Here is a 1,837-nt window from a genome sequence, read left to right as displayed (position 1 = left end):
CCGCCGAGGTTGAAGAAGTTGTCGTCGATGGTGATGTGGTTGAGGCCGAGTACTTCGGCGAAGAGTGTGCAGAGGATTTCTTCGCGGGGGTTTCGTGGTGGTCGGCCTTGGGTGTGTGTTGTGTAGTCGGGTGCTGGTAGTGCGCGTCGGTCGATTTTGGTGTTGGTGGATCGGGGGAGTTCGTTGAGGATGACGGTTGCTGTGGGGACCATGTAGTTGGGTAGTTGGGTGGTGAGGTGGGTGCGTAGGGCGGTGGTGTCGATGGTGTGGCCGGTGGTGGCGACGACGTAGGCGACTAGTCGGCGGTCGTTGGGTCGGTCTTCGCGGACGATGACGGCTGCTTGGTCGACGGTGGGGAATGAGTGGATTGCGGTTTCGATTTCGGCTAGTTCGATGCGGAAGCCGCGGATTTTGATTTGGTCGTCGGTGCGGCCGATGAATTCCAGGACGCCGTTTCGGGTCCATCGTGCTCGGTCGCCGGTGCGGTACATGCGGGTGCCGGGGGGTGCGTAGGGGCAGGCGATGAACCGTTCGGCGGTGAGTGCGGGTTGGTGTATGTAGCCGCGGGCGAGGCCGTCGCCGGTGAGGTATAGCTCGCCTACTGCGCCGGTGGGTAGTGGTTGGAGTGCTTCGTCCAGGACGTAGACCTGTGAGTTGGCGATGGGTGTGCCGATGTGGGGTTGTTCGCCGACCCTGGCCGGTGTTGACATGGTCACGGCCACTGTTGATTCGGTGGGTCCGTAGCCGTTGATGAGGCGGATGCCGGCGCTGGCCCAGCGGGAGGCGAGGTCTGCGGAGATGGCTTCGCCGCCGGTTCCTACCGATCGAAGGGTTGATACCGCTTCGGTGGGCACGGTGGTCAGTAGTGCGGCTGGGATCATGGCGTGGGTGATGGTGAGGTCGTTGAGTACGGCGGCTAGTTCGTCGCCGCCGGCTTCGTGTGCGGCTTGGGCGATGACCAGGGTGGCTCCAGAGCCGAGTGTTTGGCCTACTTCGGCCATGCTGACGTCGAAGCTGGGTGAGACGAGTTGGAGTAGCCGGTCACCGGTGCTGATCTGCATCCGCTCGACGTGTTCGGTGATCATGCTGGCGAGTCCGCGGTGGGTGACGGCGACGCCCTTGGGTTGTCCGGTGGATCCGGAGGTGTAGATGACGTAGGCGGTGTGGTCGAGTAGGAGCTGGCCGCCTCGTTCGTTGGTGGCTAGGTCATCTGTGGGTGTGGACGACAGGGCTGCTTTCACGGTGGGATCGTCCAGTAGCAGCAGTCGTTCGTCGGTGACGTCGGTCATTGCTGGGGCGTTGGCCGAGACTGTTAACACCACTGATGGGGCTGCGTCCTGCAGTACGAACTGGATGCGTTGGGTGGGCAGTGCCGCATCGATCGGGCAGTACGCCGCTCCTGTTTTGACCACGGCCAGCATCGCCACCAGCCAGGACACCGATCGTGGTAGCGCGACGCCGACGACGCTACCGGGCCGGACGCCGTAGTTGAGTAGGTACCGGGCCAGCTGGTTGGCCCGTTCGTTCAGTTCCTGGTACGTCACCGTGTCGCTGGCGCATTCCACCGCTACGGCTTGTGGCGTGCGCAGTGCTTGTGCCTGGAACAGTTCCGCGAGGGTTGCCTGCTGCACCGGTCGTTGGGTGCGGTTGACGTCCTCGAGCAGCCACGTGCGTTCCGCCGCTTCCAGTACCTCTACCTGATCCACCCGTAGGTCTGGATCAGCCACTACCGCGGCCAGTAACCGCACGTACCGGGACGCCAACGTCTGCGCCGACTCCCGATCGAACAGATCCGCACTGAACTCCAACACACACCGCAACGCCGCCGACCCATCGG

At 63.4% G+C, this 1,837-nt stretch carries 1 protein-coding gene; it reads right to left on the bottom strand.

Annotated elements, in window-relative coordinates:
- A partial coding sequence (locus ABD287_RS18275; protein WP_344174756.1) for a non-ribosomal peptide synthetase occupies positions 1-1,808 on the bottom strand: 1,808 nt, incomplete at its 3' end.
- Between the last annotated feature and the right edge of the window lie 29 nt (positions 1,809-1,837).

The sequence above is a fragment of the Pilimelia columellifera subsp. columellifera genome (assembly GCF_039532605.1).
Taxonomy (GTDB): domain Bacteria; phylum Actinomycetota; class Actinomycetes; order Mycobacteriales; family Micromonosporaceae; genus Pilimelia; species Pilimelia columellifera.
This window is presented reverse-complemented; position numbering and strand designations above follow the sequence as displayed.